24 protein-coding genes and 1 pseudogene are annotated in these 25,189 nt (G+C 61.6%); 12 read left to right on the top strand and 13 right to left on the bottom strand.

The window, feature by feature from the left end; all coding sequences use genetic code 11:
* Entirely contained in the window at nt 1-657 is a 657-nt protein-coding gene (locus RUH64_RS08675; protein WP_313812834.1) for a TetR/AcrR family transcriptional regulator, read from the bottom strand.
* Nucleotides 658-874: 217 nt separating this feature from the next.
* Between RUH64_RS08675 and RUH64_RS08680 the strand changes: the two genes are divergently transcribed.
* On the top strand, nt 875-2,503 hold the full coding sequence (locus tag RUH64_RS08680; RefSeq protein WP_313812835.1) for an ABC transporter substrate-binding protein: 1,629 nt from the start codon (nt 875-877) through the stop codon (nt 2,501-2,503).
* 24 nt (nt 2,504-2,527) lie between these two features.
* Here the strand turns inward: RUH64_RS08680 and RUH64_RS08685 are convergent, their stop codons facing one another.
* On the bottom strand, nt 2,528-3,208 hold the full coding sequence (locus tag RUH64_RS08685) for a TetR/AcrR family transcriptional regulator (protein WP_313812836.1): 681 nt from the start codon (nt 3,206-3,208) through the stop codon (nt 2,528-2,530).
* A 159-nt stretch (nt 3,209-3,367) separates the two neighbouring features.
* Between RUH64_RS08685 and RUH64_RS08690 the strand changes: the two genes are divergently transcribed.
* From RUH64_RS08690 to RUH64_RS08720, 7 genes are read left to right on the top strand one after another with little or no spacing between them, the layout of a single operon-like run.
* Nucleotides 3,368-5,053: an amidohydrolase gene (locus RUH64_RS08690; protein WP_313812837.1), complete on the top strand. Its 1,686-nt coding sequence runs from the start codon at nt 3,368-3,370 to the stop codon at nt 5,051-5,053.
* A 13-nt stretch (nt 5,054-5,066) separates the two neighbouring features.
* On the top strand, nt 5,067-6,689 hold the full coding sequence (locus RUH64_RS08695; protein ID WP_313812838.1) for an ABC transporter substrate-binding protein: 1,623 nt from the start codon (nt 5,067-5,069) through the stop codon (nt 6,687-6,689).
* A gap of 49 nt (nt 6,690-6,738) precedes the next feature.
* Entirely contained in the window at nt 6,739-7,701 is a 963-nt protein-coding gene (locus RUH64_RS08700) for an ABC transporter permease (RefSeq protein ID WP_313812839.1), read from the top strand.
* A complete protein-coding gene (locus RUH64_RS08705) occupies nt 7,698-8,555 on the top strand; it encodes an ABC transporter permease (protein ID WP_313812840.1) in 858 nt (285 codons plus the stop codon). The genes RUH64_RS08700 and RUH64_RS08705 overlap by 4 nt, the downstream gene beginning before the upstream one ends.
* Complete coding sequence (locus RUH64_RS08710) at nt 8,552-10,198, top strand: ABC transporter ATP-binding protein (protein WP_313812841.1); 1,647 nt, start codon at nt 8,552-8,554, stop codon at nt 10,196-10,198. The genes RUH64_RS08705 and RUH64_RS08710 overlap by 4 nt, the downstream gene beginning before the upstream one ends.
* Before the next feature lie 10 nt (nt 10,199-10,208).
* Entirely contained in the window at nt 10,209-11,654 is a 1,446-nt protein-coding gene (locus RUH64_RS08715) for an FAD-dependent oxidoreductase (RefSeq protein WP_313812842.1), read from the top strand.
* Nucleotides 11,651-12,031: a cupin domain-containing protein gene (locus RUH64_RS08720; RefSeq protein WP_313812843.1), complete on the top strand. Its 381-nt coding sequence runs from the start codon at nt 11,651-11,653 to the stop codon at nt 12,029-12,031. The genes RUH64_RS08715 and RUH64_RS08720 overlap by 4 nt, the downstream gene beginning before the upstream one ends.
* A 101-nt stretch (nt 12,032-12,132) precedes the next feature.
* Here RUH64_RS08720 and RUH64_RS08725 read toward each other — a convergent pair whose 3' ends face one another.
* The 4 genes and pseudogenes from RUH64_RS08725 to RUH64_RS16915 all read right to left on the bottom strand — a co-directional run.
* A complete protein-coding gene (locus tag RUH64_RS08725) occupies nt 12,133-12,468 on the bottom strand; it encodes a Rieske 2Fe-2S domain-containing protein (protein ID WP_313812844.1) in 336 nt (111 codons plus the stop codon).
* A 12-nt stretch (nt 12,469-12,480) separates the two neighbouring features.
* Entirely contained in the window at nt 12,481-13,155 is a 675-nt protein-coding gene (locus RUH64_RS16905) for a GMC family oxidoreductase (RefSeq protein WP_396276002.1), read from the bottom strand.
* A 31-nt stretch (nt 13,156-13,186) separates the two neighbouring features.
* Complete coding sequence (locus RUH64_RS16910) at nt 13,187-13,477, bottom strand: phage DNA packaging protein J (protein ID WP_396276003.1); 291 nt, start codon at nt 13,475-13,477, stop codon at nt 13,187-13,189.
* A gap of 635 nt (nt 13,478-14,112) precedes the next feature.
* Nucleotides 14,113-14,220 (bottom strand): annotated as a pseudogene (locus tag RUH64_RS16915) (FAD-binding protein); the annotation flags it as partial.
* Between the two features lie 284 nt (nt 14,221-14,504).
* Here RUH64_RS16915 and RUH64_RS08735 point away from each other — a divergent pair.
* The gene (locus RUH64_RS08735) at nt 14,505-14,882 is read left to right on the top strand and encodes a nuclear transport factor 2 family protein (RefSeq protein ID WP_313812846.1); all 378 of its coding nucleotides are present in this window, start codon (nt 14,505-14,507) and stop codon (nt 14,880-14,882) included.
* Between the two features lie 63 nt (nt 14,883-14,945).
* Here the strand turns inward: RUH64_RS08735 and RUH64_RS08740 are convergent, their stop codons facing one another.
* The gene (locus RUH64_RS08740) at nt 14,946-16,379 is read right to left on the bottom strand and encodes an amidase (RefSeq protein ID WP_313812847.1); all 1,434 of its coding nucleotides are present in this window, start codon (nt 16,377-16,379) and stop codon (nt 14,946-14,948) included.
* Between the two features lie 175 nt (nt 16,380-16,554).
* Between RUH64_RS08740 and RUH64_RS08745 the strand changes: the two genes are divergently transcribed.
* A complete protein-coding gene (locus tag RUH64_RS08745; protein WP_313812848.1) occupies nt 16,555-18,213 on the top strand; it encodes a long-chain-fatty-acid--CoA ligase in 1,659 nt (552 codons plus the stop codon).
* A 123-nt stretch (nt 18,214-18,336) separates the two neighbouring features.
* On the opposite strand, the gene RUH64_RS08750 is transcribed toward RUH64_RS08745, so the two are convergent.
* Entirely contained in the window at nt 18,337-19,245 is a 909-nt protein-coding gene (locus RUH64_RS08750) for a LysR family transcriptional regulator (protein WP_313812849.1), read from the bottom strand.
* Nucleotides 19,246-19,317: 72 nt separating this feature from the next.
* Between RUH64_RS08750 and RUH64_RS08755 the strand changes: the two genes are divergently transcribed.
* Nucleotides 19,318-20,256, top strand: a complete 939-nt coding sequence (locus RUH64_RS08755; protein WP_313812850.1) for a DMT family transporter — start codon at nt 19,318-19,320, stop codon at nt 20,254-20,256.
* An 89-nt stretch (nt 20,257-20,345) separates the two neighbouring features.
* Here the strand turns inward: RUH64_RS08755 and RUH64_RS08760 are convergent, their stop codons facing one another.
* Together RUH64_RS08760 and RUH64_RS08765 are read right to left on the bottom strand one after the other, a co-directional pair.
* Entirely contained in the window at nt 20,346-20,711 is a 366-nt protein-coding gene (locus tag RUH64_RS08760; RefSeq protein ID WP_313812851.1) for a hypothetical protein, read from the bottom strand.
* A gap of 25 nt (nt 20,712-20,736) precedes the next feature.
* Nucleotides 20,737-21,048, bottom strand: coding sequence for a hypothetical protein (locus RUH64_RS08765; RefSeq protein ID WP_313812852.1), 312 nt, complete (start codon nt 21,046-21,048; stop codon nt 20,737-20,739).
* A 119-nt stretch (nt 21,049-21,167) separates the two neighbouring features.
* Here RUH64_RS08765 and RUH64_RS08770 point away from each other — a divergent pair, with 119 nt between their 5' ends.
* Nucleotides 21,168-21,791, top strand: coding sequence for a M23 family metallopeptidase (locus RUH64_RS08770; RefSeq protein WP_313812853.1), 624 nt, complete (start codon nt 21,168-21,170; stop codon nt 21,789-21,791).
* Between the two features lie 88 nt (nt 21,792-21,879).
* Here the strand turns inward: RUH64_RS08770 and RUH64_RS08775 are convergent, their stop codons facing one another.
* Genes RUH64_RS08775 through RUH64_RS08785 form a run of 3 tightly spaced genes read right to left on the bottom strand, consistent with a single transcriptional unit; the run spans nt 21,880 to nt 25,189 of the window.
* Entirely contained in the window at nt 21,880-23,466 is a 1,587-nt protein-coding gene (locus RUH64_RS08775; protein WP_313812854.1) for an ABC transporter ATP-binding protein, read from the bottom strand.
* Nucleotides 23,463-24,260, bottom strand: coding sequence for an ABC transporter permease (locus RUH64_RS08780; RefSeq protein WP_313812855.1), 798 nt, complete (start codon nt 24,258-24,260; stop codon nt 23,463-23,465). Before RUH64_RS08780 ends, RUH64_RS08775 begins: the two co-directional genes overlap by 4 nt.
* The gene (locus RUH64_RS08785) at nt 24,257-25,189 is read right to left on the bottom strand and encodes an ABC transporter permease (RefSeq protein ID WP_313812856.1); all 933 of its coding nucleotides are present in this window, start codon (nt 25,187-25,189) and stop codon (nt 24,257-24,259) included. The genes RUH64_RS08780 and RUH64_RS08785 overlap by 4 nt, the downstream gene beginning before the upstream one ends.

The following is a 25,189-nucleotide window of genomic DNA, read 5'->3' on the forward strand; positions in this document are numbered from 1 at the left end:
CTAGGCTCTGGCGGCCCGAATGATCTGCCGGGCCCCGGAGATGAAGATCTCCCGGTGGTCGAGTTCAAGGATCTCATTGCGCAGCGAGCTGACCAACGGGGTGGTGCGGGGGTCGGCCAGCAGCGGACCGCTGAACCATTCTCTGCCTTCCGGATCCGAGGCTTCGACGTGGCTGATGGCCAGGCTTGCAGCCCCGGAGAGGACGTAGGATCCGAAGATGGCATATTGCTCGGCCAGAGCCTTGCCCTCCAATCCTGCCTGAGAGAAGCAGCCGAGCATTAATTCGATGCTGTCGAGTTCGCCCTGGCCGCTGGTGGTCAATACCGTTGCGGAAGCAGCGATCGCCGGGTGCTCCAAGAAGACATCCAGGGTGTGCACGGCGAATTCCTCAAGGCACAGATCCCACTGTTCGATGGGTGTCTGCAGCCGTTGCAGCGCCATCTTGAACGCCCGATCCAGCAGCTCCTGCATGAGCGAATCTTTGTTCAGGAAGTGGCGGTAGATCGCGGTTGGATCGACGCCCATCTCTGTTCCCAGCTCGCGGAAGGTGAGGTTGGTGGTGGTCTGCCGCGACGCCAGGCGCAGGGCGGCGGCAACGTAGGCTTCGCGGTCAAGCGAGGCTTTCGCTCCGCGCTTGCTTGATGCTTTGGTTGCCATGTTGCCTACTTCCTCTTGATCTGGAATACCGAATGCTTCTCCCCGGTCATCTTACATTTCATCTTTGACAGCAATCTTGTCAACACCATTGACATCATTATTTACCTTTGCTTAGTCTCTTAGCTAAACACTCGAAGAGACGGGCGTCACAATTGATCGCGACGGCCTCATGGGGAATGTGCACTTCGAGGTATAGCTCGCAGCGAGGGAGACCGGAATGAGAACGAAGCTAGCAACCGTGGCGGTGGTGGCCAGTGCCGCCTTGGCGCTCACCGCCTGTGGTGGTTCCGCCAACCAGGCGAAGAACGCTGACGGGCCGAAGTACGAAATTACAGATCAGACAGCCGCCGCCAGTGGTGAGCTGGATCAGGTCACCTGGGCGACCTATGCGGAACCAATGTCGCTGGACTACGCCTACGCCTTCGACTATGCGGATAACCAGGTGCTCTCCAATGTCTGCGAATCTTTGCTGCGCTTGAATCCGGACCTGTCGGTTTCCCCGGGCCTTGCTACCGAATGGAAGAACACCAGCCCCACGACGTGGGTCTTCACCATCCGTGACGGCGTGACCTTCCACGATGGCGGCACCATGACCGCGGATGACGTCGTGGCGTCGATGAGCCGCCACATGGATCCAGCGGTGGGCTCCTTCTGGTACTCCGTCTACCAGAACGTCAAGAGCATCAAGAAGACCGGTGACAACGAAGTCACCGTCACCACTAAGATTCCAGATGCCCTCTTCGCAGAATCGATGTCCGGGGCGGCCGGTGTCGTTGAATCGGCGAAGACCCTGAAAAAAGTGGGTCGAGACTACGGCAACGCCAAGGGCGGGGTGAATTGCACCGGCCCATTCGCCTTTGGCAAGTGGCAGAGCGGCGAGAAGATCTCGCTGACTCGCTATGACAACTACTGGGATAAGGATCTGAAGGCCAAGACCAAGAATCTTGACTTCGTCATCATGACCGACCCGGTGGCGCGCGTGAATGCGATGAAGTCCGGCGAGGTGGACGGAAGCTGGCTCGTTCCTGCCAACGCCATCGATGAGCTCAAGGGTTCGGGCTCAGGTCAAATGTACTTCGGGCCAAACTCCGCCACGCAGATGCTGGTGGTCTCCAACCTCGAAGGTCCGCTCGGCAAGCCGGAGGTGCGCAAGGCGCTGCTGATGGCCATCGACCGCAATGGTCTGGCCCAAGCCGCAACCATGGGCTATGGCAAGCCGACGAACTCGTTCACCAACGAATCGGTGTGGGCGCAGGCCGATGAGGCTACCGCCAAGGAAGCCTTCGAGAATTTGCAGGACTATCCATATGATCTGGACGCCGCCACCAAGATCATCGAAGAGCAGGGGGTCAAGGGCCAGGAGATCACCATCACCACCGCCCCCATGGGCAATGACTTCGCTGTAGTTGCCCAGGCTACGGCGGCTGCCGCAGAGTCCATTGGGCTGAAGGCGAAGATCAATACGGTGACCCCGAATGCCTACTCTGCACTGTTCTCGGATCCCGAGGCGCGCAAGGGCACAGATTTGTACTTCACCAGCTGGTATCTTTCCATCGGTGATCCGCTGGAGATGTTCTCCATTCTGCGCACCGGAGACTTCTCCAATTATGGAAATTGGTCCGACAAGGCATTCGATGCGAATACGAATGCCGCGCTTGAGACCATGGACCAGCAGGAACGCTTCAAGAAGTCGTTGACCTCGCAGAAGATCACCAACGAGCAGATTCCATGGCTTCCGCTCTACGAGACGCCGAACTACCTGTGGATGAGTGACAAGGTCAGCGGCCCCTCGCCTTCGGTGAACTTCTTGTACTACCCGTGGGCGGCACAGCTGGGTGCCAAATAGCTGAATCCTGCGCCCAAAGGGCCATTACCTTTCAGTCGATGAAAGGTGATGGCCCTTTGCGGTTGCGGCGTCGATGATTTGGGCTGCTCCGGCGAGAAAAAGCGATTCATTATCGAGCTTCAGGATTTCATCCTGCAGCGCGGAGGTCAGCCGGTGGCGCCCCGGATCGGTGACGAGTTCCCCAGCAAACCATGCGGGGGAGCTTGATGCTGAGCCATCGAGATTTTCCCTAGCCAGGCCGGTGGAGCTGGAGATGACATAGGAGACGAAGCGCGCGTACTGCCCGGCCAACTCCGCTCCGCTCAACCCCGCCCGGGCGAAGCATTCGAGCATCAGTTCCATGCAGGCCAGTTCTCCTGGCCCGCGGGTAGTGACGGTTCCAGCTACCGCGGCAATCGGCGGGTAGGTCCTGAAGGTCTGCAGGGTGTGCAGCGCAAATTCAACGAGCCGCTGCTTCCACTGCGCTACCGGCGTCTTGGTTTGTTCGACAACCTGCTGCAGGATGCGGTCCAGCAGCGCGGCAAAGAAATCTTCGCGGGTTCGAAAATGCCGATAGATTGCGGTGGCGTCCACACCGAGGTCCTTGCCGATGTCTCGGTAGGTCAGGGAGGTGGCCGCGGAATTCAGTGCCAAGCGCAGGCCGGAGCGGATGAATGCTTCCCGGTCCAGGACGTGTTTTTTGGGATGGCCAAGGACGGCTGGCACTGTGGTTCACGGTCCTTTCAACGTCGGATTTAGGGCTGGAAATCGAATTGTCAGCCATCCAAGGTTCTCTCGCGGCAACGTGTCTGTCAACGCCGTTGACAGACACGTTGATCATCCAATAGTGTCTTACCCAACAAGCTCTTGAGAGAAGGATCACAGATGTCTGCTGCAGCTCAGGTCGCATTCCGCAATGGAAGCATCTTCACCGGTACCGGCCAGCCCATCTCGGGCCACGTAGTGCTGGTCAACGACGGAAAAATCAGTGCAGTTGTTGAAGAATCCCAGGCCGCCGAATTCATCGACGCAAGCACCGAAGTGATTGATCTGGACGGCGCACTGCTGACCCCCGGCTTCCAGGACTCGCACATGCACCCGGTCTCCGGCGGCACCGAACTGCTGCAGTGCAACCTCTCCGAGGCGCAGAGCGTCCAGGAAGTCATCGACACCATCGCCGCCTACGCGGCGGCGAACCCGGAGCAGGAATGGATTGTCGGTGGCGGCTGGTCCATGGACCACTACGCCGGCGGAGCACCATTGGCCTCACTGATCGATTCGGTGGTTCCCGATCGTCCGGTGGCATTCCACAGCCGCGACCACCACTCGATGTGGGCCAACTCGGAAGCGCTGCGCCGAGCAGGCATCACCGCGCAAACCGCTGACCCCTCCGATGGACGCATCGAACGCCTTCAGGACGGCAGCCCGGCAGGCACCCTGCATGAAGGCGCCATGGGCCTAGTTGAGGCGATCACCCCGGAGCTCACCGAAGACTTCGCGCTCGCCGGCCTGCTCAGAGCCCAGGAAGACCTGCTCGCCCAGGGCATCACCGGCTGGCAGGACGCAATGATCAACGAATACAACGGCACCGACTCACTGGCCACCGTTTACGAGCGCGCCATTGCCGAGGGCAGCCTGCGCGTGCGCGTGCGCGGCGCCCAGTGGTGGAAGCGCGACCAGGGTCTGGAGCAAATTCCCGGCATGATTGCCCTGCGTGAACAGGCGGCGGTCCTGAACCTGCCTGAACGCTACAGCCTGGGCACCGTGAAGATCATGGTCGACGGCATTGCGGAGAACTTCACCGCGGCAATGATCGAGCCCTACCGCGACAAGTGCGGCCATGCTACCGAGAACAACGGCATCTCCTTCATCTCGGCCGAAGACCTCGCCACCTATGTCACCGCGCTGGACAAGGAAGGCTTCCAGGTTCACTTCCATGCGCTGGGCGACCGCGCGGTGCGCGACGCCTTGGACGCTGTGGCCGCTGCCCGCAAGGCCAACGGCCCCTCGGCCAACCGCCACCACCTGGCCCACCTGCAGATCGTCAGCAAGGACGACGCGGCCCGCTTCGTCGAGCTGGACGCCACCGCAAACCTGCAGCCGCTGTGGGCCTGCCACGAGGACCAGCTCGACGAGCTGACCCTGCCGTTCATGCCGCACAGCGCCCAGGACCGCCAGTACCCCTTCGGCGAGATCCACGCCAGCGGCGCCCGCCTGGCCGCCGGCAGCGATTGGCCGGTGTCCAGCGCCAACCCGCTGGAAGGATCGCATGTGGCGGTGAACCGCATTGCCCCGGAAAACCAGAGCGTTCCCCTGGGCGGGGAAGCACAATGCCTGAGCCTGAAGACCATCCTCGCCGCGTACACCTCCGGCACCGCCTACGTAAACCATTTCGACGAGGTTGCCGGGCACATCGCCGAAGGCTTCGCCGCCGACCTGGTCGTTGTTGCACCGAACCCCTTCGAGGTCCCTGCCGAGCAGATCTACCGCAGCCAGGTGCGCTCCACCTGGATCGATGGCAAGTGCGTCTACCGCGCCTCGGATCTGGCTGAACCAGTGAACGCACGCTAGGAACCACAGTTCAATGAAGAACAACGCACTGAAACTCACCGCCGCCGCTGCCAGCATGCTGATGCTTGCCAGCTGCGGTTCGGCCAGCGGCACCATGGTCGACAAGCCGGTCATGAACTTGACCGATTCAACCCCCGCGGCCGCCGGGGAGCTGGATACCCTGAAGTGGTCGCTGTACTCCGAGCCGTTCTCGCTGGATTACGCCTACGCCTTCGACTACTCGGACAACCAGGTGCTGGCGAACATCTGCGAACCTCTGCTGCGCCTGAACCCCGACCTGTCGGTGTCGCCGGGACTCGCCGAAAAGTGGGAGAACCCCACCCCTACCGCCTGGGTCTACACGATCCGTGAGAACGTCAAGTTCCACGACGGCAGCACCCTGACCCCCAAGGACGTTGTGGCATCGCTGAACCGCCACCTGGATCCTGCCGTCGGCTCCTCCTGGTACAGCGTCTTCGCGAATGTGAAGAGCATCAAAGCCACTGGCGATAACCAGGTCACCATCACCACGGTGAAGCCCGACGCACTGCTCAACGAATCGCTCTCCGGCGCCGCGGGCGTGGTTGAATCGGCGGCCACGCTGAAGAAGCTGGGCGGCGACTACGGCAATGCCAGCGGCGGGGTCAACTGCACCGGACCATACCAGCTCGATGAATGGAGCAGCGGCGAAAAGCTGAAGCTTTCAAGCTTCGACAGGTACTGGGACAAGGACCTGAAACCCAAGGCGAAGAACCTCGAGTTCGTCATCATGACCGATCCGGTGGCCCGCGTGAATGCGCTGAAGTCGGGGGAGATCGACGGCGGCTGGATGATTCCGTCCAACGCCATCAACGAACTGCAGGCTACCGGAGCCGGAAACATGTACTTCGGCACCAACTGTGCGGTCAGCTCCCTGGTGGTTTCCAATCCGGCAGGGCCCCTGGGGGACCAGCGGGTGCGCGAGGCGCTGCTGCGTGCGATCGACCGCAACGGCCTGGTTATGGCCGCCGAATCCGGATATGCGACGGCTACCGACGCGCTGACCTCCGAATCGGTCTGGGGACAACAGCCCGACCAGGTGCAGAAACAGGCCTTCGACGAGCTCAACGCCTACCCCTATGACCTGGACAAGGCCAAGGAGCTGGTGAAGCAGGCGGGGGCCGAAGGCAAGGAAATCACCATCACCACCGCCCCGATGGGCAATAACTTCAACGTGGTGGCCCAGGCCACCGCCGCGGCGGCGGAATCCATCGGGCTGAAGGCGACGATCAACACCGTCACCCCGAATGCCTACACCTCGCTGTTCTCCGATCCTGCCGCGCGTGAAGGCACCGACCTGTTCTTCACCAACTGGTACCTTTCGGTGGGCAACCCGCTGGAAATGTTCTCGATCCTGCGCACCGGAGACTTTGCGAACTACGGCAATTTCTCCGACGCAGAATACGACAAGGCTGTGAACCAGGCGCTGTTCAGCAAGAACCCCGAAGGGGAGTCGAAGAACGTGCTCAAGGCGCAGCAGATCCTCAACGACCAGCTGCCATGGCTGCCGTTGTATGAAACCCCCACCACGCTGTGGATGAGCGACCGGGTGACCGGAACCGACGTTTCGGTGAACTACCTCTACTACCCTTGGGCGGCCCAAATTGGCGCAAAGTAACCTCGCAACAGCACTGCCTGAGGCACGTGCGCGCGCAGACAAAGAATCAATGCTGCTGGCAAACCTGAAAATGATTGCCATGAAGCTGTTCAGCTTCGTCTTCACCGTCTTCATTTCATCGGTGATCGTGTTCTTCTCCCGCTGGCTCGTGCCGGGGGATCCGATCAGCTTTTTGCTGCGCGGGCGCAGCCCCAACCCGGAGGCCATTGCCGAGGTGACGGCGATTTACGGTCTTGACCAGCCTCCGGTGCAGCAGTACATCAACTGGATCACCGGTGTGCTGCACGGCGACTTCGGCCGCTCGCTGCAGTACCGCCAGGACGTGAGCGATGTGATTCTGGACCGCCTGCCGGTCACCCTCGGCCTGGTGGTCATGGCAGGTCTCATGATCGCGGTGCTGGGTCTGGCGGCGGGCATCTGCGCCGCCCTGTTCCGCGGCAGCTGGATCGACCGCAGCATCATCGCCACCATGTCCGCCCTGGCAGCCATCCCGTCCTTCGTCGGCGCGATCGTGCTGATCGCGATCTTCTCCATCCAGCTGGGCATGTTCCCCTCCTTCGGCTCCGGCGAAGGGTTCTGGGACATGGTCTACCACCTGGTGCTTCCGTCGCTGGCGCTGGCGCTGTCATTCATTGCGGTGGTGGGCCGCGTGACCCGTTCGGCAATGATGGAGCAGTTTTCCCGCGAACACGTCGAGGTGGCCCGCTCCCGCGGCGTCACCGAAAAAGCCGTGGTCTTCCGCCACGTGCTGCGCAACTCGCTGGGCCCGATCATGACGGTCTCCGGCCTGCTGGTCGCTGGCCTGCTGGTGTCCTCGGCCATCGTTGAACAGGCCTTCGGCCTGGCTGGCCTGGGATCCCTGCTGGTGTCCTCGGTCGACCGCCTTGACTTCCCCGTGGTGCAGGCCATCGTGCTGATCGTCGTCACCGCATTCGTCGCCATCAACACCCTGGTTGATTTGCTCGGCCCGGTAGTTGACCCACGCCTGAAGGCAGGAAAGGGAGCCCGATGAGCATCCAAGAAGCACCGCGCAAGGCGATCAGCCGCCTGAGCCTGCACCGCACCCGCTGGGGTCTGCTGGTTTCCACCATTTTTGCTGTTGTCGTGGTCCTCGCCGCGATCTTCGCACCGCTGGTGGCGCCCTACCCGCCGGCGGCGGTCGACCTGCTGAACGTGAACTCCGCCCCGAGCGCGGCCCACCTGCTGGGCACCGACGCGCTGGGCCGCGATACGCTCTCCCGCCTGATCTATGGCGGCCGCACAGCGCTGGCGGGCCCGATTTTCGTCATCCTGCTCTCCACCATCCTCGGGGTACTGCTGGGACTGTGGGCCGGCTGGGCCGGGGGATTCATCGACGCGGTGATCACCCGCGTCTTCGACATCGTGCTGGCCTTTCCCGCACTGCTGCTGGCAATCCTTGCGGTGGCGCTGTTCGGCAAGGGCCTGACCGCCCCGATCATCGCGATGTCCATCGCCTACACGCCGTATATCGGCCGATTGACCCGACAGCTGGTTTCGGGTGAAAAGAACCGCCAGTACGTTTCCGCCTACCAGGTGCAGGGCTTTGCCCCGGGCTGGGTGGCCACCCGCGCGGTCCTGCCGAATGTGATGGGCGTCGTCGGCTCGCAGACCACGCAGAACTTCGGCTACGTGCTGGTCGAGCTGGCGGCCCTGTCCTTCCTAGGCCTGGGCATCCAGCCGCCGACCCCCGACTGGGGCAGCATGATCAACGAGGGCCAGAGCGCACTGGTGGCAGGCAACTTCCTGCCGGCGTTCATTCCTTCGCTGGCAGTGGTGCTGATCGTGGTGTCGGTTAATTCAATTGGTGGTTGGCTTTCAGATAAGTTGGGAGACCCGTTCGCATGAGCCTGTTAGAAATCGATGCACTGGGCATTGACATCCGCGTCAACGGGCTGACCACCCGGCTGCTGCACGACGTGTCGCTGCAGATCAACAACTCGGAGACCGTCGCACTGGTCGGCGAATCCGGGTCCGGCAAGTCGCTGACCGCCCGCGCGGTGCTCGGCCTGCTTCCTTCCCATTCAACGACCCACGGCTCCATCATGCTCGGCGGCACCGAAATCCTCGGCGCCTCCAAGACCGATCTGCGCCAGGTGCGCCGCAACACCGCAGCCATGGTGTTCCAGGACCCGCGCTCCTCGATCAACCCGGTGCGCACCCTCGGAGCGCACCTGATCGAACCGATGATGCAGGTGCCTGGGGCCAACCGTGCACAGCTGGAGAAGCGTGCAGTGCAGCTGCTGGGCTCCATGGGATTGACCAACCCCGAGGCGCGCATGAAGCAGTATCCGCACGAGCTGTCCGGCGGCATGCTGCAGCGCGTGATGATTGCCGGTGCGCTGATGAACGATCCGCAGCTGCTGATCTGCGACGAGTCCACCACCGCCCTGGACGTCACCACCCAGGCGGCGGTCATGGATCTGTTGTCCACCGCCGTGCGCGAACGCCAGATGGGCATGCTGTTCATCACCCACGACCTTGCGCTGGCCGCATCCATCGCGGACCGCACCTACGTGCTGCGCCGCGGCGAGGTACAGGAAGCGGGAGACACCCGCCAGGTGTTCACCCAGCCAGTGGCCGAGTACACCAAGAAGCTGATCGCCTCCACCCCGTCCATGCGTTCGGGCCCGGCGGCGGGAGTGCACAGCCTGCCGGAGTCCGAGGGCTCGCAGCCGGTGCTCCAGGTGGAGAACGCCTTCAAGACCTACCACCCGCACGGTCAGCCGGCGGTGAAGGCGGTCCAGGATGTGTCCATCTCCATCCCCGCTGGCGGGGGCCTGGCCATCGTCGGCGAATCGGGGTCCGGCAAGTCCACGCTGGGACGCATCGTTGCAGGCCTGGAGGATTTGGATTCGGGCACCATGAGTGTTGCCGGCAACCAGAGCGAAAAGGGCTCGGCCAAGGAACGCCGACTGGCCCGGGCTTCGCGGGTGCAGATGGTCTTCCAAGATCCATACCAGTCCCTTGACTCACGCATCACCCCGGCCAAGGCCTTGGAGCGGGTGCTGAAGCTGCACTACAAGCTGGATGCTAGGGCCATGCGGGCACGCATCAAGGAACTGCTTGAAAGCGTGGGCCTGGAAGAAAAGCACGCGAACCTGCTGCCGCGCAAGCTGTCGGGAGGCCAGCGCCAGCGCGTCGCCATTGCCAAGGCCATGGCTCTGAACCCGCGCCTGCTGGTGCTCGATGAAGCCACCAGCGCGCTGGACGTTTCGGTTCAGGCCCAGGTGCTTGAACTGGTGAACACGCTGCGCCGCGAACACGGGGTGGCGGTGCTGTTCATCAGCCATGATCTGGGGATTGTCGGAGAAATCTGCGACGAGCTGGTCGTGGTGCAGTCCGGCTGCATCGTTGAATCCGGCCCCACTGGCCAGGTGCTGAACCACCCGGCCCACGATTACACCAAGTCGCTGCTGGCCTCCGTGCCGCGTCCGCGCTGGGAGTCCGAGAACCCCACCCGTGAACCGGCAGAAAACACCTCCTACTAAAGAAACAGTGATGACTACATCTACGCCGACCTTCTTCGAACAGGCCGAACAAACCATCGACCCAGCCCTCACCGCCACCTCACTCAGGGAAACCAAGCGGGCAGTCTACTGGCTCGATGACCCGAACCGGCCAGCACCCCGCCCTAAACTCACCGAACACACCACCGCAGACCTGCTGGTGGTCGGCGGCGGCTACACCGGATTATGGAGCGCCCTGCAGGCCAAGGAACGCCACCCCGAAGCCACCGTGGTGCTGCTGGAAGCCGGATGGGTCGGCGACGAAGCCTCCGGACGCAACGGCGGCTTCTGCGAAGCATCGCTGGTGCACGGTGAATCCAACGGTGAAAACCACCTCCCCGAAGAGAACGCCCGCCTGACCGAACTCGGTAAAGAAAACCTCGCCGAGCTCATCGACACCCTCCACCGCTACAACATCGACTGCGACCTGATCCAAGATGGCTCCCTGAGCGTGGCCATCGAACCGCACCAGGACCAGTGGCTGCGCGAGGAAGCCAACGGCGAGGACGTCTTCTACCTGGACCGGGAAGAGACCTCGAAGATGATCCGCTCCGACGCGTTCCTCTCCGGTTCCTGGTCCACGGCAGATACGGTGCTGGTGCACCCGGCCAAACTGGTCTGGGGCCTGCTGACGGCCTGTGAAGAACTCGGCGTGAAAGTCTACGAGCAGTCCCGCGTGGACTCCCTGTCAGAGCAGGGAGACCTTGTTGCCGCGGCCACCGCAGACGGTCAGGTGCTGGCCAAGAAGGTCATCTTGGGCACCAATGTGTTCCCTTCGCTGCTCAAGCGCAACGCGTTGATGACCGTCCCGGTCTACGACTACGCCCTGGTCACCGAGCCGCTCACCGCAGTCCAGCGTGAGGAGATCGGCTGGGAGAAGCTCACCGGGCTGGCCGATCTGAACAGCCGCTTCCACTACTCGCGGCCGATCATTGACGAGCAGGGAGACTTCCGCATCCTCTACGGCGGCTATGACGCCCTGTATTTCTTCGGTGGCAAGGTAGACCGCAAGCACTACAACAGCGAAGACACCTACACCCGCCTGGCCGCGCACTTCTTCGCGACCTTCCCGGCCTTGGAGGGCTTGAAGTTCTCCCATGCCTGGGGTGGTGCGATTGATTCCTGCAGCCGGTTCTTCTCCTTCTTTGACCTGGCCTATGACGGCAAGGTCGCCTCCGCGGCCGGGTTCACCGGGCTGGGGGTGGGGGCTACCCACTTCGCGGCGAAGGTCATGCTCGACCTGCTCTCGGGTGAAACAACGGAGCTGACCGAGCTGAAAATGGTGAAGAAGAAGCCGCTGCCCTTCCCTCCAGAACCCGCCGCGTGGCTGGGTGTGAAGATGATGACCGGGGCCATGGCCGCCTCGGATCGCAACGAAGGCAAGCGGGGGCTGTTTTTGCGGACCATGGACGCGATCGGGATGGGGTTTGATTCATGATCAGCAACACCAGTGTGTTTGACGGTTATGAGGACACCCGCAGCCTCAACGCTTTGGAGGTGGTGTTGGTGCCTGAGCCGGTGGACGCGGCCCAGCTGGTGGACGGCACCCCGAGCACCGCGGTGCACGGGCTGGGTGAAATCTTCGGGGTCGAGTTCGGGCTGTGGGAGATGACCGAAGGCGCGATGCAGGACGTTGAGGCGGAGGAATTGTTCATCGTGCTGGCCGGCAGGGCGACGGTCACGGTGCATGCTGTGAACGGGTTTGCGGAGCAGGTCTTTGATTTGGTGGCGGGCAGCGTCTGTCATTTGCGGGAGGGGATGCACACGACCTGGGTGGTGGATCAACCGCTGCGCAAAATCTACCTCGCCAAATAGCAAAACTGCATGACAAAGCCGCATGAACAGAATTTCTGTTCATGCGGCTTTGGGTGTTCATTGCTTCCAAGTACAAGGAAGGCCGGATGCCAGGTGACGGATTAGATCTTGTGGTTCAGCCGCAGCTTTACCTGTGATTCCTCTTCCTGTACCCCGTGCACCGGGAGCCTTTGCACGCTTGGACCGGAAAGCACCTCGCCGGTCCTTACATCGAAGCGGCAGCCGTGGGACTGACATAGCAGTTCATAGCCTTCTAGCAGGCCCGCCGACAGCGGGCTCACCCCCTGCGGGCAGAGGTCGTCAAAGGCATAGAGCCTGCCGTCCACACGCGCCACCGAAACTCGATGCTTCACGTCTTCCAAATAGTAGGGAACGACGTAACCTTCACTGATTTCGGAAGCTGGTCCTAAAGTACGCATTCCGTCGTGCGATGTCATTGTCTCTTCACCTCAGTAAGGGTACTCGGGGATCGTGTCTTCCGCGGTGGCATCTAGACGCAGCTCACCGGGCGCACCTGCCGGAACAATAGGTCGGTGCGGCATGATCGGCGTGATCCTTTCGTAGCCCGAACCCAGCGGCGGTCGCTGATCATCTTCGCCCTTGTTGGGCCACAGCGACATGGCACGCTCTGCCAGAGCCGTGATGAGCAACGACGGGTTGACGCCCGGATTCGCCGGCATGACGGACCCGTCCATGACGTGCAGGCCCGGGTAGCCGAAGACGCGCTGATAGGGATCGACCACGCCCTGCTCCGGGTTGTCTGCAATAGACATGCCGCCGATGAAATGCGCGGAAGCGGTCTTGTTGAAGGTCTCGAAGAGCAAGGCTCCCTGCTCCGCACCCATGCGCGATGCCAGCCGATCGACATACTCTTCGACCACCGGAATGTGGGTGCTTGGAGGCGTTCCGTCACCCTGGCGACTGCGCAACATGCCGTTCTTCCAGTACAGATCAATGGACGTGTCGGTGGTTTGCATGCACAGCATCACCGCCATGCGTTCGGACCAGTGGCGCGGGTCGACGACCTTGAAGACCTCTGCCGGGTTGGTGAAGATCTTCTTGAACCATTCACGCGTTGGATGGTCCTGCTCGCCGTGCTGGTGATAGTTGATCATGAACGCCATGAGATTACTGCCCTTGCCGTAATACACAGGTTCAATGCTGGTGTACGGGTCCGGCCACACACCTGAGGTAATCGATACGGCGCCCGGAGTGATGTGAATCCGTTCCGGATCCTTCTTCCACTGGTCGTAGGGCAGGGTCACCGTCAGCAGCTGCTCGGAATTTGTCCTGGCGCGGTGGCCGAGTTCCGTGGAGATCCCTCCGAGGTTCCCCTTGTCCTGCATGTGGTGCAGGAGCTTGGCCGATCCATAGGCGTGCGCCGATACGATCACCTGCTGTGCTGTGTAGACATTGCGGTCGCGCTGCAGGGCACGGTGAGCCCAGCCCGGATGCCGGGTGTGCACCTCGAAGCCGCCGCCCTCAAGCGGCTTCAGTTCGTGAACCTCATGCAGCTCGTGAACCTTCGCCCCATATTTCTCAGCCAAGTACAGGTAGTTCACGGTCAGCTTGTTTTTGGAGTTGCGTCCGCAGCCGATCATGCAGTCCCCGCAGTTGATGCAACCGGTGCGGCGGGGGCCGACACCGCCAAAGTATGGGTCCTCGGCTTCGATGCCCGGCTTACCGAAATACACGCCCACCGGAGCCCGATTGAAAGAGTGTCCCACACCCATGTCGTCGGCTACGGCCTTCATGTGGCGGTCGACGTCGGTGGGCATATAGGGCACCCGTTCCACGCCGAGCATGCGTCGGGCCTGATCGATGGTCGGGGCCAACTCATCGGCCCAATCGGTGATGTGCGCCCATTCCTTGGCATCGAAGAAGTGCTTTGGCGGCACGTACAGTGTGTTTCCGTATACATGCGAGCCGCCCCCGACGCCTGCTCCGGAGAGCACCAGTACGTCGTCGAGGACTTCTATTTTCTGGACTCCGAACATTTCGGCTTCGGGCTGCCAGAGGAACTTCTTCACATCCCAGCTGGTCTTGGGAATATCCTCGTCGAGCCAGCGTTTCCCGGCTTCCATAATGCCTACGCGGTAGCCCTTTTCGGTGGCGCGCATTGCCGCCACGCTGCCTCCGAATCCGGAGCCAATGACGATGACGTCGTAGTCAAAGTTGTGATTTGGCATCTAAATCCTCCTCTATTCCAGACCCTATAGCAGGCCGGAGAATTCGGATATATTAAGCCAGAAATTCCTTTGGACTTTTCTTGAGGCTAGAGTTTCCATAGCTCTCATCGTGGACATTTTCAATGGCGCACCACCAAAAATAACTGCTTTCCTCTGGCCTTCCGAGCTCGTGACCCGTCGTTGGCTGCCACGCGTTCAGAATTTTCCGGTGCCCCAACACCAGCAATTTCGATGCCATGTAATCTGAGATCAAACATCGACCGGAATCGAACTACGGAGTCGAAATGGCGGCAGAAAACTCGGCAAACAAGGCCACGGTTCGCAAGTATATTGACGGTTTTAATAAGAACGACCATGCGCAGATCCTTTCCTGTCTGACCGAGGACATTGTCTGGACCGTCTACGGTCATTTTCGACTGCAGGGTAAACAGGCCTACGACGCCGCCATCGAAAACGAGAACTTCAGCGGCTATCCGGAGCTGCACATTGTTCGGATGGTAGAAGAAGGCGACACCATCATGGCCGAAATCCACGGGCGCACCCACCGCGCAGCTGGCGACGAGGTCCGCATGGTGATGGGCGAGGTGTTCGTCCTGCGTGAGCACCTGATCTGCGAGCGCCGCGCCTTCGTCATCAATCTCAACGAGGACGACGTTAAATAGCGGCTGCCGGTGCAAACTGAAATATCGTCTACACCGGCTGCGCCAACGGTCCGTGAAGCCTAACTAGACCTTCAGTGCCTGATGAATTTGCGGCCACCAGGTCGGCTGGGTCCACAGATCAAGTTCCTTCTCCAGCGCGGCGCCCAGGGTGAAGACGGTGGCGTCGTCATAGGTGCGTCCCACCAGCTGCACCCCGGTGGGCAGGCCGTTGGGCGCCAGCCCCGAAGGCAGCGCGAGCACCGGGACGCGGCCGATGACATTGAACGGCACCGTCAGCGCCGATTCGATCCAGCTAACCGAGGCTCCGTTGACCTCCAGCAGCGCCGCGGGATCGGGGAAGTCTGCCGCCATGCCTGTCACGCCCAGGGTCGGGCAGAGCAGTGCATCGTAGTCTGCCAGCAAGATGCCCAACGGTTCGTAGACTTCCGCCTCCGCCATCAGGCCCTCGGCAAAGCTGCCAGCCTGGGCAGCGCGTCGGGCAAAGTCCTTGGTGTATTCCATGAGCAGATCGCTGTCCGCGCCCGCCACCTCGGTGATGAACGGCCCCATGATCCCGCCGAAGTGGGACCAGGCTGCAGAGATGATCTTATCCCTGGTCCAGGGCAGGGTCACCTCTTCCACGGTGACCCCTGCGTTGCGCAGCGCCTGGGCCGACTGACGAGTGTTCGCCTCGATCACGGGGTCTACCGGGTAGTCGCCGAGGTTGATGCACAGCGCGACCTTCATGCCCCTGGCGGCCGCGGCCGAGGGCGTCGGCAGCTGCAGGGCGGGGCGCAGGGACGCCTGGTCGGTGTGGTGCGGGCCGGCGATGACGTTCTGCAGCAGCGCAACGTCTGCGACGCTGCGGCCCATCGGTCCGTCGGCGCAATAGGTGTCCTGGTTGAACGGCGCCATGCCCGGGACCCGTCCAAAGGGCGGTTTGAAGCCGACTACGCCGCAGAACGACGAAGGGATGCGGATGCTGCCGCCGATATCCGAACCGGTGGCGAGGATCGATTCGCCGGCCGCCAGCGCCGCACCCGAACCGCCCGAGGAGCCGCCGGGTGTCAGTTCGGTGTTCCAGGGGTTGCGGGTGACGCCCCAGAGCTTCGAATGCGTGTAGGGGGCGCAGCAGAATTCAGGGGTGGTGGTGCGTCCGTGGACTACGGCTCCCGCTTCGAAGATGCGCTCCACGATCGGATGTGAAAGCTCGGCAATGGTTCCCTTTTCGGTCAGCGACCCTTCCTCCGCCTTGTAGCCGGCGATCGGCTGTTCTTCCTTGAGCAGCAGCGGGATGCCTTCCAGCGCGCCAAGGTTTGCCGAACCAGCGGCGAACTTTTTCTCGGATTCTCGGGCGTCTTCGTAGGCGGTATCGAGCATCTGCTCGGTCAGCGCATTGATCGTTGGTTCCGCTTCGGCGGACCGCGCCACCACCGCATCCAAGAGTTCTACGGGGGACAGTTGCCGGTTCCTGAACAGAGTTCCTGCCTGGGTCGCGGTGAGGTGGTGCAGCTGCATCGGTGAAGCTCCATTCATGACGATAAATGAGACGTGCGTCTCAGTGATACCGAGATTATGGATAATCGATCCTAATGTCAACGATGATGACAGTATTGTTTACGTGATGTGGTGAACGCGGTGTACGCCGCCCTTTTCGTTGAGCTGGCCAGTGCAAACAAGGCATGATGGGGGCATGGAGAATTCTGCTGTCCACCCATGGGTCGCCAACTATCAGCCCGGAGTTCCTGCCGAGATTACGCTTCCCACCCAGTCCCTGAGTCATATGTTTGAGCATTCCGTGCAGCAGGCGGGAGACAGCCCCGCGACCGAGTTCTTCGGCCGGCGCATGAGCTACCGGGAGCTGGGCGAGCAGGTGCAGCAGGCGGCGGAGGGACTGCGTCAGCTCGGCGTCCGCGCCGGCGACCGGGTGGCGCTGATCCTGCCGAATTGTCCCCAGCATGTCATCGCGTTCTATGCGGTGCTGCGCATCGGCGCGGTGGTGGTCGAGCACAATCCGCTGTATACCTCGCGCGAGCTGCGCCACCAGTTTGAAGACCACCAGGCGCGCGTAGTGATCGCTTGGGACAAGGTCGTCGCCAACCTCCAGCAGTTCCCGGACGACGTGCCGCTGGACGCGATCGTTGCAGTGAACCTGCTTGAGGCTTTCCCCGTCGTCAAGCGCATCGCGCTGAACCTGCCGCTGAAGAAGCTGCGCGGCACCAAGGCCTCACTGACCGCGAGCACCCGAGGCGCCACCACGTGGAAGCAGTTGCTGAGCCACGGAAACCTCGATCGGGCCCTGCCCTACCCACAGGTGCAAGACCTTGCGGTCATCCAATACACCTCTGGAACGACCGGTCGCCCCAAGGGGGCAATGCTCACCCACTTCAACCTTTATTCCAACGCACTTCAGGGTGAGGCCTGGATGCACGGAGCGCAGGAACGCAGGGAGATCCTCTATGCGATCCTGCCGATGTTCCATGCCTTCGGGATGACCCTGTACCTCACCTTCGGCGTCAAAAAGCAGGGACTGCTGGTGCTCTTCCCGAAGTTCGACCCGGCAATGATCCTCGACGCGTGGAAGAAGTCGCCGGCCACCGTGTACTGCGCGGTACCGCCGATCTACGAGCGCACTGCGCTCGCGGCCAAGGAACGCGGGATGTCCCTGAAATCTGCCAAATACTGCATTTCAGGTGCGATGAATCTGCCCGATCATGTGGTGGAGCTCTGGGAATCGATGTCCGGCGGGTTGCTCGTCGAAGGCTATGGGATGACCGAGTCATCGCCCGTGGCGTTGGGCAATCCCTTCCACCCCAGCCGTCGGACCGGAACCATTGGAGTTCCCTTCCCCTCCACCCTGATGAAGGTCGTCGATCTGGATGACCCAACACGGGAAGTGGAGCAGGGCGAGCCCGGTGAACTGCTGATCAAGGGGCCTCAGGTGTTCAAGGGCTACTGGAACAACGCAGAAGAAACTGCCAAGGCCCTCACCGCCGACGGCTGGCTGCGCACCGGTGATGTGGTCACCGTCGACGAAGCCGGCTTCGCCAAGGTTGTCGACCGGGCCAAGGAGCTGATCATCACCGGCGGATTCAACGTTTCGCCCACCGAGGTGGAGATCGCCCTGCGCCAGCATGCCGATGTCGCCGACGCGGCGGCCTTCGGCAAGCCTTTAGCCCGCGGCGGTGAAATGGTCATGGCGGCGGTGCAGCTGGAGGACGGCGCCGAGTTGAACGAAGAAGAACTGCGCGAGCACTGTCGAAAACTCTTGGCGGCGTACAAGGTGCCCAAACGCATTGTTGCCATCGATGAGATGCCACGTTCAATGCTGGGTAAGATCCTGCGCAAGTAGGTTAAGGATCAGCTCGTCGACACGATCTAGCGGCCCGAGCCGCCGCCTTCCGCTGGCGCTTTGCCAGCAGGGCGGCGGTGGTTTCACATCGCCGGTGCGCAGAGTGTGGGAAGGTTCTCCTGCCTATTTGGCGTTTGTCGCGCTGTCTCTGGCAATGGAACTTAGCAAGGTCAGCGCCTTGCGGACCGAAGCTCGGTGGAGCGCTTCGGGACGCGAGAGCGCGTCGATCTGACGTGCCAATGGCAGATCGCTGAGTGGAAGCAAGGCAATGCCATCGAGGCTTGCTGAGTTCATGGTGTAGCGCGGCATCAGCCCAATGGCCTGGCCCGTGCGAATGATGGTTGCAGCAACGAAAAACTCATTGACCCGATGTGCAATGTCGAGCGGTTGACCATGGCGCACCGCGATGGGAGCCAGCAACTGGGACAGTGGGAAACCCTCATGTACGGATATCCAGCGTTCGCGGGCCAGATCCAGGGTGCTGATACTTTGCCGCGAAGCCAAAGGATGGTTTGTAGCAACAGCGACGTCCAGGGGTTCCGACAGCAGGGCGGTACTTATGACGCGCCCCGGTGGCCACGGCGGATCATGGGGCAGCCGATGGGCAATCACAATGTCGTGGCTCAGCGTCAGCGCAGCAAAATCGGAGCGAGGAACATCTTCATCCGACAAATTGATGGCCGGCATGCCCTGTGTCGCCTCCAACAATGGCGCGAACCAAGCGAGCCCCGCACTGTGGAAGGCCGAGACGCTGACAGGCTCACCAGGATCTGCTAGAAAATCATCTACCGACGAGGCGGCATCCGCCATCGCTGCGGCGACCTTGGTGCCAGCGGCCGCCAGTGCCCACCCCGCCTGAGTCAGTTCCAATCGGCGCCCGCGGCGTGTGGTCAGCGGAGTCTTGAATCCGCGCTGAAGGGTGCTCAGTTGTTGCGAAACGGCAGAGGGCGTCACCATGAGCGCCTCAGCCACGGCAGCGACGCTGCCCCGCTCGCCAAGTTCGCGCAGGATTCGAAGCTCATAGAGTTGCATTAGACAATTCTAAATATTTAGTTCAGTAAGTAAAGATTGTTCTTTAGTGTCAATGCGACAAGCATTGAATCTATGCACGCAAACTACTCAGCTAAAGCCTTGGTTCCCGATCTGCTTCTGATTGCAGTTGCAGCAACCTGGGGAGGAAGCTACCTATCAGCAAAAAACCTGGTTGCCGCTACCGACGTCAATACGGCGTTGACGCTGAGATACGCGGTAGCGCTCATCGGCATGTTGATTTTTCTTCTCATCCGCCGCTCGGCCGTGTTGAGCCGACGAGTAGCCTTTCTTGGGTTCGGGCTAGGTCTCAGTCAGGCGGCGATTCTATGGCTGGAAACCTCCGGAGTTGGTCTGACCAGCTCCAGCAATGCAGGTGTTCTGATCAGCTTGAGTTTGATCCTTACTCCCTTGCTTGAGGTGCTTGTGTTGCGCAGAATCTTGCCGAAGTCCTTCTACTTGATGGCATTGTTGGCGATGCTCGGCGCGTTCTTGCTGGCTTCAGTCGATGGCCTGCGCATTCCAGGATCTGGAGACCTGCTCGTGGTGGCGGCAGCTCTCGTCAGGGCGGTTCACGTGATTGCCACCGCGAAATTTGTGCAATCAGGGGACGATTTGCCGCTAATCGTTGGTTTGCAGATTTTTACCGGGCTGGCGATATTTACCTGTTTGAGCGCATCAGAATTGGCAGTAAATATTAGCCGTATGGGCGGTCCCGCATGGGCAGATGCCATATTCCTCGGATTAGCTTGCAGCGTCTTCGCTTTTCTTGTCCAGGCCTGGGCGGTGAGACGAAGTTCTGCTTCACGGGCAAGTCTGCTGATGGGAACCGAACCCATATGGGCGGTAGCTATCGGCGTTTCCTTCGGCGGTGATCGGGTCGGGCCGGTTCAGGCGCTAGGCATCGTCTTCATCGTTGTGGCGACCGTTGTCGGTGCTCGGATAGAACGCCGTGCCAGAGAGAGGCGCATGCTCCTGCTCAGCCAGAGGAGCGAGAGAATCCAGGCACACTGATCCGGGAGCGGAATTCAAACGCGGGTGATGGGGACTTTCTGGTCGTTGAGCATGCGGTTGAGCCTGCGTCAGTTGCCCGAGCTGCCGTCCTATTCTTCAATCCAGTTTTCACGTTCAAGCTGGCTGAAGTCGTCATCTAACCATGTTTGCATCATTTCGATGACCCGTTCGGCGGATGCGACGGTGCATTCCCTATGCCTGCCAGGTCTGTCGAAATTCCACCATTCAAACTGGTATTCGTTGTCCGAATGCCAGTAGGTCTGCACAAACTCCGACTGCTCGGTTCCAGATCGCGGCTTGGCTATCACCAGGAATGGAGTCTGCAGTTGCTTAACGCGGTGCACCCAATAGACCAGTTGTTCGGCCGTGATGGTGTCCCATTTGTATGTCGAAGCGCTCAGCTGAAGTCCGCGATAAATCTTTGTCCCGTCATCGCTGACGGTGATGTATTGCAACGGAGATGATTGGGAGGATTCCGATTCAGGATTCTTCGTCGAAGTCCGGCGAAACAATGTACGAAGAAAATTTTGCATGCGGTAAACGGCCCTTCACGAGTTCTTCTAATTCTGATTCAAAGGTCTTGGCCCAGCCGAGGCTGGCCAACGGCAAATTTCCTTCTTCGGTGCATGCCTGGACCCTGCGCTGATCGCCGTCGCCGTGCATCCAAATGTTCACACAGTCATCCAGCCGCGCGTTGGTCATCGCCGTCGTCAACAAACGCACTACGTCAATCTGTTCTTGATCGCTGCGCAAATTAACCACGCTGAGCTCAATATCTAGTGAATAGCTCATCCGCACCCCTTCAGTATTCCGGCTCGTTACCAACCTAGGTCGAGCCGGGCATGGATTCCAGTAAATTGCATCGTTAGGATCGGGGACTACGCGGACACAGTTGTAGTGGAGATGAAAGTATGAGCTCGCAAAGAACTCTGGAACTCAGCTACCCATTCTCAGGGCGCTGGCTTGTTCAAAACAGTCCTGCCAATAGGGTGCCGAGCCATGGAGCTGCCCTTTTCGCGTCGAGCTTTGCCATTGATTTTGTTCCGGTCGACGAGCAGGGGCGTTCTGCCCCGATGACGCTTGCCTCGTTTCTCAAACCAGAATCCCCAGCGCACTTTGTGGGATACGGGCGTCCCATCTTCAGTCCTTGCGCGGGCCGGGTCATCGCCGTTGAAAACTCACTGGCCGACCATCCTGCCTACCGAGGGATCCCTTCTCTGAAGTACGCGTTGACTCAACGTGAACGAGCAGCCGCAGGATGGAAGGCCCTGGCCGGCAACCACATCATGATTCAAACCGATGAAGCAATCGTCGCCCTATGCCACCTGCAGCAGCACAGTGTTCCGTTCGAGGCGGGTGAAGAACTGAGCGCCGGTGAAACGGTGGGAGCCTGTGGAAACTCGGGCAATAGCACCGAGCCCCACCTGCACCTCCAGGCGTTCACGGCACTTCCGATAGCTTCGGCTCAGGGGCTCCCTGTGAGATTTGGCGAATCTGTGCCGAGGAACGGAACCCTTGTCGGGGACGACAAATAGCTACCAGCACTTGATTCTTCACAATCCGCACCGGGCAGGTATTTCGACTCGTATGGCGTGGTCATCGTTTGCCCCACGCGGCGAAGGTTCAGCGCAGGCGCGGCATGGCGGAGAGCAGCAGCTTGGTGTAGTCCTGCTGTGGGTCACCGAAAATCTGCTCGGTTGGACCCTGCTCAACGATGCGTCCTTGATACATGACTGCGACAAAGTCGCTCATGTGTTCAATGACCGAGAGGTCATGGCTGATGAACAGGTAGCTGGTGCCTGTTTCCAGTTGGATCCTATCCAAAAGGTCAAGCACCGTGGCCTGCACCGAAACATCGAGCGCGGAGACCGGCTCGTCGAGAATCAGCACGGCTGGCTTGGCCGCCAGCGCACGGGCGATTGCCAGTCGCTGGCGCTGACCGCCGGAGAGTTGAACTGGATTGCGGCTGCCTAAGGCGGAGTCGAGTTCGACCTGTTCAAGCAAGTGGGCCACCTCGTCCCGGTACTGGCCCGAACGCTTGCTCCTGCCGAAACTGAGCGCATCGGTGAGCAGCTGGGCTACGGAATAGCGCGGATCGAAAGAGCCCAAGGCGTTCTGGTAGATCGCCCCCATCTGGCGGCGCAGCTGCCTGCGGTTTGATTCGCGCTGCGGGACGAAGCTGCGACCGAGCAATTCCACCTGCCCGGAATCTGGTTTCTCGATGCCGAGCACCATGCGGGCTGTGGTGGTCTTTCCGGATCCCGATTCACCGACGATGCCCAGCGTCTTGCCGCGGGGCACCTCGAAGCTGACGTCATCCACCGCCGTGTGTGCACCAAAGCTCTTGCTCACATGGTTCACGCGTAGCGCCGGGACAGCCTGGGTAGGTGCCGTGCGTTCGGGTGCCGGGACCGAGCCCGCGGACAGTGGAGCAAAACGGGGGACGCCCGAGGGGATCGCCTGTAGCAGGGTCGTGGTGTACTCATGCTGGGGGCTGCCCAGCACCTGGGCCGCTGGGCCAAACTCGACGATCTTGCCGAGGCGCATCACCGCGATGTCATCCGCCAGCTGCGCCACCTGCGCCAGATCGTGGCTGATCATCAGCACCGCCCGCCCCTGGTTTTTCAGCTCGCGCAGCTGGTCCAAGACCAGTGCGGTGAGTTGGGAGTCAAGTGCGGTGGTTGCCTCGTCGGCGATGACCACCTGCGGGTCGCCGATCAGCGCCTGAGCGATCAGTGCACGCTGGCGCATACCGCCGGAGAGCTCCGTGGAGCGCTGTTTGGCCCTGCGTTCAGGGTCCGGCATGCGCACCGAGGCGAGGACTTGGGCGACTTTTTGCGCCCGCTGCGCCTTGGACAGCGATCCCTTCGACTTCAGTGCATCGCCGATTTCTCGTCCCACCGGGCGCAGAGGATCCAGCGCCATGAGGGCATCCTGCAGGATCATGGAGATCTTGGTGCCGCGGATCTGCTGCCAGGCACAGTCGTTCAAGGTCAGCGCATTGTGCCCGCAGATCTGAAGCCTGTCAGCGGTGACGCTGCCTCCGGAAAGCCCCAGCAGGCTGCGGGCGGTGACCGATTTTCCGGAGCCTGATTCGCCCACCAGCGCCAGGGCGCGCCCCGGATGCAGGGTGAAGGAAATGCCGTCCACTGCGGTGCTGCCGGCAAATTTCACGTTGAGGTTTTCAACGACGATGACTGGTTCGCTCATGGTGCTTTCACCTTTCCGCCCAGGGCGCGGCCGATGAGCGTGGCTCCCGCGGCGACAACGACGATGGCAATGCCCGGGAACAGGCTCATCCACCAGGCAAGATGCAGGTAGGTGCGGCCCGCGGAAAGCATGGCGCCCCATTCCGGTGCCGGCGGGGGAGTGCCCAACCCGAGGAAGGAGAGAGCCGCCGCCCAGATGACCGCCTGGCCAATGCCCAGAGTCACCAGGGCCAGCAGCGGTTTCAGTGCATTGGGCACCAGGTGGTTGCGCACCTTGGTCCACTGGCCACGGCCCAGCACGGTGGCAGCTTCCAGCATTTCCGAGGAGCGCAGGGTGCGGATCTGGCTGCGCACCAGCCGCGCATAGCCTGGGGCCGTGGACAGGCCCACGGCGATGATCGCCGGGCCCACACCGGGGCCGGTGAAGGCGATGATCAGCAGCGCCATCAGCAGCGAAGGCACCGCGTAGAGCGCCTCGAGGACCCGCAGGATGCTCTCATCCAGCCACTTCGGGGCCAGTGCGCTGATGGTGCCCAGGACGATGGCGATGCCCATGCCCAGGGCGGTGGCAGCCAAGCCGATGAACAGCGAGTCCCGGGCGCCGTGGATCACGCGGGTAAAGATGTCGCGCCCCGACTCATCGGTGCCGAAGAGGTGCGCGGCTCCCGGTTTCGCGAATGCCTGGGAAGGATTGATGGCCAGCGGGTCGCCCGGGGCGATCAGCGCCGGGGCGAAGGCGGTGAGCAGCCAGAAGGCGATGAACGCCAGGCTGAGGATCTTGGCGGTGCGGCTCATGTTCCGGCCCCGGCAGGGTCGATGATCTTTTCGATGCCCTCGGCGATGGCCATCACCAGGATGTAGACCAGGGCCGAGAACAGGGCGATGCCGGTGACCATGGGGATGTCGCGGGCCAGCACCGCGGAGAGCAGTGAGCGCCCAAGTCCCGGCCTGGCGAAGATCGCCTCCACCACCACAGCGCCGGAGAGCAACGAGGCGAAGGCCCAGCCGGTTAGGTTCAGCGCGGGCAGCGCAGCATGGCGCAGCCCGTGGCGCCAGAAGACCATGAGCCTGCTTTCCCCACGGGCCCGGGCCGCCAGCGCGAACTGGCTGCCCATCGCCGAGGCCAGGGAATCACGCATGAGCTGGGTCAAAAAGCCCGCCAGCGGCAGGGCCAGGGTGAGCACCGGCAGCACCAGGCCCGCGGCGGTGCCATTGTCCACCGCTGGCAGCCAGCCCAGGGCGGAGGAGAAGAGCATGATCAGCACCGCCCCGAGCCAGAAGTGCGGCACCGCGGCGGCGATGATCTCAAACATGTTGCCCAGCCAGGCACCGAGCCTGTTGGTCCGCATGGAGGCGGCGGCGAAGAGCAGTGCCAGCAGCCAGGCCGCCGCCAGGGAGATCAGCGCCAGCCACAGGGTATTGGGCAGCACCTCGCCCATGACCTCGGTCACGGGCCGCTTGAGCGAATAGGAGGTGCCGAAGTCCAACTGGGCCAGCTTGCCCAGATACAGCAGGTATTGCACGCCCACCGGCTGGTCCAGCCCGAATTCGGTGCGGGCGGCGGCCAGGGCCTCGGCCGAGGCCTGAGACCCCGGACCGCCCATGATTGCTTCGGCCGGGTCGCCCGGGATCATGCGGATGCCTATGAAGATGGCGGTGGCGACCAGCCACAACACCACCAACGCTCCGCCGATCTTCTTGGCGGCCCAGCCGACGTGATTCAT

Origin of the sequence: Glutamicibacter sp. (assembly GCF_032154645.1) — a bacterium.
Taxonomy (GTDB): Bacteria; Actinomycetota; Actinomycetes; order Actinomycetales; family Micrococcaceae; genus Glutamicibacter.

Bases quoted from the DNA above. Each gene is read 5' to 3' on its own strand.
- RUH64_RS08725 (WP_313812844.1), bottom strand. From the start codon at position 12,468: ATGACATCGCACGACGGAATGCGTACTTTAGGACCAGCTTCCGAAATC.
- RUH64_RS08735 (WP_313812846.1), top strand. From the start codon at position 14,505: ATGGCGGCAGAAAACTCGGCAAACAAGGCCACGGTTCGCAAGTATATT.
- RUH64_RS08715 (WP_313812842.1), top strand. From the start codon at position 10,209: ATGACTACATCTACGCCGACCTTCTTCGAACAGGCCGAACAAACCATC.
- RUH64_RS08780 (WP_313812855.1), bottom strand. From the start codon at position 24,260: ATGAGCCGCACCGCCAAGATCCTCAGCCTGGCGTTCATCGCCTTCTGG.
- RUH64_RS08700 (WP_313812839.1), top strand. From the start codon at position 6,739: ATGCTGCTGGCAAACCTGAAAATGATTGCCATGAAGCTGTTCAGCTTC.
- RUH64_RS08775 (WP_313812854.1), bottom strand. From the start codon at position 23,466: ATGAGCGAACCAGTCATCGTCGTTGAAAACCTCAACGTGAAATTTGCC.
- RUH64_RS08695 (WP_313812838.1), top strand. From the start codon at position 5,067: ATGAAGAACAACGCACTGAAACTCACCGCCGCCGCTGCCAGCATGCTG.
- RUH64_RS08770 (WP_313812853.1), top strand. From the start codon at position 21,168: ATGAGCTCGCAAAGAACTCTGGAACTCAGCTACCCATTCTCAGGGCGC.
- RUH64_RS08690 (WP_313812837.1), top strand. From the start codon at position 3,368: ATGTCTGCTGCAGCTCAGGTCGCATTCCGCAATGGAAGCATCTTCACC.
- RUH64_RS16905 (WP_396276002.1), bottom strand. From the start codon at position 13,155: ATGGCGTTCATGATCAACTATCACCAGCACGGCGAGCAGGACCATCCA.
- RUH64_RS08680 (WP_313812835.1), top strand. From the start codon at position 875: ATGAGAACGAAGCTAGCAACCGTGGCGGTGGTGGCCAGTGCCGCCTTG.
- RUH64_RS08785 (WP_313812856.1), bottom strand. From the start codon at position 25,189: ATGAATCACGTCGGCTGGGCCGCCAAGAAGATCGGCGGAGCGTTGGTG.
- RUH64_RS08705 (WP_313812840.1), top strand. From the start codon at position 7,698: ATGAGCATCCAAGAAGCACCGCGCAAGGCGATCAGCCGCCTGAGCCTG.
- RUH64_RS08755 (WP_313812850.1), top strand. From the start codon at position 19,318: ATGCACGCAAACTACTCAGCTAAAGCCTTGGTTCCCGATCTGCTTCTG.
- RUH64_RS08750 (WP_313812849.1), bottom strand. From the start codon at position 19,245: ATGCAACTCTATGAGCTTCGAATCCTGCGCGAACTTGGCGAGCGGGGC.
- RUH64_RS08710 (WP_313812841.1), top strand. From the start codon at position 8,552: ATGAGCCTGTTAGAAATCGATGCACTGGGCATTGACATCCGCGTCAAC.
- RUH64_RS08720 (WP_313812843.1), top strand. From the start codon at position 11,651: ATGATCAGCAACACCAGTGTGTTTGACGGTTATGAGGACACCCGCAGC.
- RUH64_RS08740 (WP_313812847.1), bottom strand. From the start codon at position 16,379: ATGCAGCTGCACCACCTCACCGCGACCCAGGCAGGAACTCTGTTCAGG.
- RUH64_RS08765 (WP_313812852.1), bottom strand. From the start codon at position 21,048: ATGAGCTATTCACTAGATATTGAGCTCAGCGTGGTTAATTTGCGCAGC.
- RUH64_RS08745 (WP_313812848.1), top strand. From the start codon at position 16,555: ATGGAGAATTCTGCTGTCCACCCATGGGTCGCCAACTATCAGCCCGGA.
- RUH64_RS08675 (WP_313812834.1), bottom strand. From the start codon at position 657: ATGGCAACCAAAGCATCAAGCAAGCGCGGAGCGAAAGCCTCGCTTGAC.